At 63.1% G+C, this 6,246-nt stretch carries 4 protein-coding genes; all 4 read left to right on the top strand.

Features of this window, described 5'->3' with window-relative positions:
* Positions 1–271 (top strand): FxsA family protein (locus tag A2J03_RS23815; protein ID WP_197480936.1); only part of this gene is annotated, 271 nt, incomplete at its 5' end.
* A gap of 17 nt (positions 272–288) precedes the next feature.
* On the top strand, positions 289–1,884 hold the full coding sequence (locus A2J03_RS23810) for an amidohydrolase (RefSeq protein ID WP_068378927.1): 1,596 nt from the start codon (positions 289–291) through the stop codon (positions 1,882–1,884).
* Positions 1,874–3,457 (top strand): apolipoprotein N-acyltransferase, encoded by a 1,584-nt coding sequence (gene lnt / locus A2J03_RS23805; RefSeq protein ID WP_068378929.1) that lies wholly within the window; start codon positions 1,874–1,876, stop codon positions 3,455–3,457. Before A2J03_RS23810 ends, lnt begins: the two co-directional genes overlap by 11 nt.
* A gap of 597 nt (positions 3,458–4,054) precedes the next feature.
* Positions 4,055–6,246 (top strand): condensation domain-containing protein (locus A2J03_RS23800; protein ID WP_231912691.1); only part of this gene is annotated, 2,192 nt, incomplete at its 3' end.

Here is a 6,246-nt window from a genome sequence, read left to right as displayed (position 1 = left end):
GCTCTTCGCCATAGGTTCGGTCGCCCTGTTCGTTCCTGGATTGGTCACCTCGGTCTTCGGTATTTTGCTGCTGATGCCGGTCACCCGATGGGCATTGCGGCCGTTGGTGCTGCTCGCCGCGGCGCGATGGATGCCGACGGTCGCCGCCACGACAAGCAGAATGCGTCCGACCGTCATCGACGGGGAAGTGGCGACCGAGTCCGCGGGTGCGCCGAGCTCAGCTCGAATCATCGAACTCGACGGACGGGATTTCCAGAAGCCCACCCGCTGAGGGCAGACTTGGCTGTCGTGCGCACCCAACTTCTTCTCGGCGGACGGATCTACAGCTCATCCGCTCCGGACGCCACGGCAATGGCAGTCACCAACGGAGTTGTGACATGGACAGGCGAGGACCGAACAGGTCGGGCTCTGCATCCCGGAGCTGAAGAGTTCGATCTGGCGGGAGCATTCGTCGCCCCGGCCTTCGTCGATACCCACGTTCACACGACTGCCCTCGGGCTCGCTTTGATCGGCCTGGATCTGCGCGACTGTTCCTCGCGACAAGAATGTCTGGGGCGCCTCCGGGCGCACGTCGAACACTTCGAGGACGCCGTGGTCTGGGGTCATGGGTGGGATGAATCCGGCTGGGCCGACGGCGGCGCGCTGTCGACTGCCGACCTCGACGAGGTGGCACCGGGCAGAATGGTCTACCTCTCCAGAATCGACGCCCACTCAGCCGCATGTTCGACGCCGTTACGTCACGCGAGCGCGTTGACCGAGTCATCGAACGGATTTCATCCACAGCTCCCGCTGACGACCGACGCGCACCACGCCGTGCGATCGACAGCTCGTTCGCTGCTGAGTGCCGCAGAGCGTTCGCGGGCCAGACATGCAGCCCTCGACCACGCTGCATCGCGAGGGATCTGTGCCGTTCACGAATGCGGTGGTCCCGAAATCGCCGGGCGTACCGACTTCGCCGAACTGATGCGGACCGACCATGGCGTCGAGGTCCGTGGCTACTGGGGTGAGGCCGTCGCAAGCGCGTCGGATGCGCACGCGCTGCTGGCCGCGACCGAAGCTCATGCCCTCGGCGGCGACCTGTTCGTCGACGGTTCTCTCGGCTCGCACACGGCCTGGCTCACCGAACCGTATGCCGACCACGTCGGCACGGGCGTCGCCTTTCTGGACGTGGACGCGATCCACACACACCTCACGGCATGTACCGAAGCCGGGATTCAGTCGGGGTTCCATGCAATCGGTGATGGCGCGGTCGGCGCGGTCGTCGAAGGTGTGCAGCGTGCAGCGTCCGTTCTCGGCGGACCCTCGGTGGCGTCGCTAGGGCACCGTATCGAACACATGGAAATGGTGCTGCCGCTTCAGGCCGAGGCACTCGCGTCCTGGGGCGTCATCGGCAGTATGCAGCCGGTGTTCGACGACCTGTGGGGTGGCGAGAGCTCGCTGTACGCCACGAGGTTGGGAGCTGCCCGCGCACGTTCACTGAATCCGTTCGCGCTACTCGCAGCCGCCGGGGTGTCGCTCGCATTCGGATCCGACGCCCCGGTCACCTCGCTCGATCCGTGGGCGATGCTGCGCGCGGCGGTCAATCATCGGACTCCGGGAAGCGCGATTTCTCCGCGGGCAGCTTTCTCCGCGGCAACACGTGGTGCTTGGCGCGCGGGCGGAGTACGAGACGGGATGGCCGGCACCTTGGCACCCGGAGCCCCCGCCAGCTATGCGATCTGGGATGTCGACGAGCTGGTGGTGCGTGCGCCGGCCGACACGGTTGCGCGTTGGTCGACCGACCCGCGCGCCGGGGTACCACCGCTGCCGGCACTGGACACCGATTCCAGCAGTCCGCGCTGCCTGCGTGTCGTGCACCGTGGTCGGGTCATCCATGAAGGGTAAGCCTCGGGAAGTCGCCCGCATTGTGCTGACCGGCGTCGCGGCAGTGGCTTCCGGACTTCTGGTGTTCGCGAGTTTTCCGCCTCGGCATCTGTGGTTTCTGGCTCCGGTCGGGATCGCGTTGCTCGTGGCCGTGTTGCTCGGATTCGGTCGGGAAGAACCGTCGACGAAGAAGAGCGGGTTCGGGTACGGCTTCCTTGCCGGGCTGGGTTTCTTCGTTCCGCTGCTCCCATGGATCGGTGTGTACGTCGGACCACTCCCGTGGCTTGCGCTCGCCGCCGCCGAATCGGTGTTCATCGCGATCTTCGGGGTGCTCACGGTCGTGCTGTCCCGATCTCGATGGTGGCCGCTGTCGATTGCGTTGGCATGGAGTCTTGTCGAGTGGGCGAGGTCTTCCTTTCCCTTCGGGGGATTTCCCTGGGGGAGACTGGCATTCGGCCAGCCTGACGGTTGGCTGCTTCCGCTCGCGAGCATCGGCGGCGCACCGCTGCTCAGTTTCGGTGTCGCCTTGACCGGATGCGGGATTGCCGCAGTCGTGCACTGCCTACTCGTGCGCCCTGCACCGGCGATGTGGGTGTCGGCGATGGCTACCACCGTCACCGCGTCGGTCGTCGCCGTGGCCTTGCTTCCGACATTGATGTCCGACGATCCGGAATCGGGAGACCGCACCATCACGGTGGCAGCCGTGCAGGGAAGTGTCCCGCGGCTCGGCCTCGACTTCAACGCGCAGCGCAGGGCTGTGCTGGACAACCACGTCCGGGAAACGCTGCGACTCGCAGACGATGTAGCGGCAGGCAACCAACCCGCGCCTGATTTGGTGGTTTGGCCCGAGAACGCCTCCGACATCGACCCACTGCGCAACTCCGACGCCGCCGCCCTCATCACCGAGGCTTCGGAAGCGGTCGGCGCGCCCATCCTCGTCGGTTCGGTTCTCGTGAACGACGACAGAACGACGACGAACTCGGTCATCGTGTGGGACGGCGCGGCCGGACCAGGCGAGCGGCACGACAAGAAGATCATTCAGCCGTTCGGCGAGTACCTGCCCTACCGGAGTTTCTTTCGGCTGTTCTCCGAGTATGCGGACCGCGCAGGGTATTTCGTGCCGGGAACCGGCAACGGCGTGGTGCATTCCGCAGGAATCGCAGTGGGAATTGCCACTTGCTATGAAGTCGCGTTCGATCGCGCCCTGACCGAATCGGTACGTTCCGGGGCTGAATTCATCGCAATACCGACGAACAATGCGACGTTCGGAGACACCGAGATGACCTACCAGCAGCTCGCAATGTCGCGAGTACGCGCGGTGGAGCACGGGAGGTCGGTCGTGGTTGCGGCGACCAGCGGTATCAGCGCCACTGTCTCGCCAAGGGGGACGGTTGTGCAGGAAACGGATCTCTTCGTTCCGGAAGTGCTGGTCCAGAAAATACAGTTGCGGTCCGACACCACCGTTGCTACCGACCTCGGCCGGATACCGGAAGTGCTGCTATGTATCGCGGCAGCACTGTTCGTGTCGGTCAGAATTTTCAACAGGCAGCAAAACAAACCGCAGGATCAAATATCGCCGGAAAAGCGTCTCTAGTTCTTTTTGGATTCGACCTACGTGATCTACAGAATGTTTCGAGTCATTCGTAGTGGTGAATTCGGGCATGGTTGTGACGAGACGGCGCAATCTGTAACGGAAGCCGAAGTAAGGTCGATTCTTCTTTAGTGATCCGCGACAAATCGGGCGGGTTCCTATTGTATGTTTATAGATCGCGAAGTGTGGGTGCGCAATTGGTCGCTGAATTGTGCATTTGCTGGCGTATTTGCACGGGAGGGGGTCGTCAATGAGCAGCGTTCCGGCCGAATCGGCCATACCAAAACCTTCTGCCAGTTGGTTATCGGCGCTCGAAAGCGGTAACTGGTCGGCTGTGGATATTGCGGTGGAGCCAATCCTTCGAGTGGCGTGCAACGAACCAATCTGAGAGACGGGGTACGGCCGCGAGCCGTACCGGTCGCTCGTGCGGGGCCACAGAAGCCGCGCGAGAAAGAGAACACAGTTGCCATCGATGCACGCTCGGGAACGGATTGAACATTGACCGACTCTGCCGTTAGTACTACTCCCGGAAAAATGCCGCAGCCGGCTTCGGCGCCAGTGTTTTCGGCATCGTCGGCTTCGACGCAGAAAGGCTTGTAGATGCGGGCCGCGGTTTCAGGCGAGTCTCAAGGTTCACTTCCGCCGAGTGGCGGCGCAGCGGAGGCCTTTCCTCTGTCGTCGGCGCAACGAGGGATGTGGTTCGCGCAGCAGCTTGCACCCGAGGTGCCCGTTTGTATCGCACAGTACGTGGACCTGCGTGGAGATCTCGATGTGGAACTCCTGCGTAAATCCACACGCCAGGCAGGTCATGAGTTTCAATCGGCATTCCTCAGACTGACCGAGGTCGATGGCGAACCCGTGCAGGTGGTCGATCACGACATCGATGACAGTGTCGACTATCTGGATCTACGTGCAGAACCCGAGCCGATGGTCGCGGCTCTTGCGTGGATAAACACCAACTACACAACGCCGGTAGATCTGACCCGGGACCGTCTGGTCGACGTGTGGATCCTGCACGTCGAGGACCATCGGTACCTCTGGTACAGCAAGATTCACCACGTTGCTCTCGATGGCTACGGCGCCATGACCATGGTGAACCGAACGGCAGAGCTCTATACCGCGGAGGTCGAGGGACTTCAAGCGCAGCCCGCGAAGGCAGCCGACCTGAGAAAGCTCTACGATCTGGACCAGGAGTACCGGTCGTCCAGCCGTTTCGAAGCCGATCGTGACTATTGGGCAGAGCATGTCGGCGGCGCTCATAGCGGTGCCTCGCTGGCGTCGACGCCAGGACCGACCGTGGCTGCGAGCAAGCTCGAAAGCGCCGCCCTCCGAGCCGAAGTAGTGGAAGCGCTGGAGGACTCCGACGCCACCAAGGGCGCGACGGCGGCAGCCGTCGTCATCGCCGCGTTTGCGTGCTACCTGTCGAGGATGACGGGCCAAGACGAGGTTCTGGTCAACATCCCGGTGTCCGCAAGAACCACCGCACTTCTGCGTCGGTCCGGCGGAATGCTGGTCAACGTCGCCCCACTGTCCATTCGTGTCGATCCGCAGGGCAGCGTCGGGGATCTGGTCCAACAGGTGCAACTCGAACTGATGGGTGCGCTTCGCCATCAGCGATTCAGCATCGAGGACATTCGTCGCGATCTCGCGAGCCGTGGTCGAGACAGCGCGCTCGTGGCCCCCATGGTCAACGTCATGTTGTTCCATCAGGAGATCAATCTGGGTTCGATCGTCGGCGAGTTCAACATCGTCACCTCGGGTCCAGTGGAGGATCTGCTGGTAAATATCTACCAAAGTGGTTCACCTGCAAAGACATTCGTCGACTTTCGCGGCAATCCCAACCGGTACGCCGACGAAGACCTCGCCGCACACCATCGAAACTTCATCGAGGTCATCGACGCGTTCGTCGCTGCGAGCCCGCACGGCGCTGTCGACGATGTCCACCGCGCCAGCGCAGCGACGGGCGCTGCGCGCAGGGCTGAGCGCGCCGAGTTGGCCTACTGGGCTACGGTTCTCGCCGATGCACCCGACCCAGTAGGGTTTCCAGGAACTGCGAGTGCAGATTCTGGCGCAGCACCGGTCGAACGTGCGCTCGCGACTTCTGTCGATGCCGCTGTCCATCGCGGCCTGCTCGCTGCTGCGCACCAGCAAAACTCGAGTGTGCTGGTTGCGGTTCACTCCGCGCTCGCCGTTCTTCTGGCCCGGTTGTCCGACGAACCGGATGTGTCGATCGGAGCGCGAACCAGGTTCTCCGACGGCAACGTCGTGGTCCTGCGCGCAGCGGTCGAACCGTCGGAGTCGTTCGTCGACCTCGGTGCGCGGCTGCGGGACATCGACTCTGCGGCACTCGCACACGCAGGTTCGTCGCTCGAGTCGGTGTCGCGGACCGTGAATACCGCCGGCGCCACCCGCTCCGGTCTGATCCGCGTCCTCCTGTCCTTCGGCGTCGAGCGCTCGCCCCACGATCTCGACAGTGTCGACGTAGTGGTGTCGGTAGAAGAGACATTCGACGCGCTCGGTGTGCCCGCAGGGCTTGCAGTCGACTTCGTCTACGACGCGTCGGCCGCGAGCGAAGACACGATCCGCGGCCACAGCGACAGGTTTGCGAAGCTTCTTGGTTCGATGGCAGCGAACCCCACCGCCATTGTCGGCGATGTGGACATTCTCACCGAGTCCGAGCATGAGTTGTTGGTGCCGGTAAGTGGCGGTGTGTCGGTGGGTGGTCGGGTGTTGTCGGAGGTGTTTTCTTCGGCGGTGGGTGTTGCTGGTGTCGATGCTGTGGCGTTGGTTGG

The sequence above is a fragment of the Rhodococcus sp. EPR-157 genome (assembly GCF_001647195.1).
Classification (GTDB): domain Bacteria; phylum Actinomycetota; class Actinomycetes; order Mycobacteriales; family Mycobacteriaceae; genus Rhodococcoides.
Note: the sequence above shows the minus strand (reverse complement) of the source record. Positions and strands in the feature narration are given on the sequence as shown.

Excerpts from the sequence above, each read along its gene's own strand:
- lnt (WP_068378929.1), top strand. The coding sequence starts at position 1,874 with ATGAAGGGTAAGCCTCGGGAAGTCGCCCGCATTGTGCTGACCGGCGTC.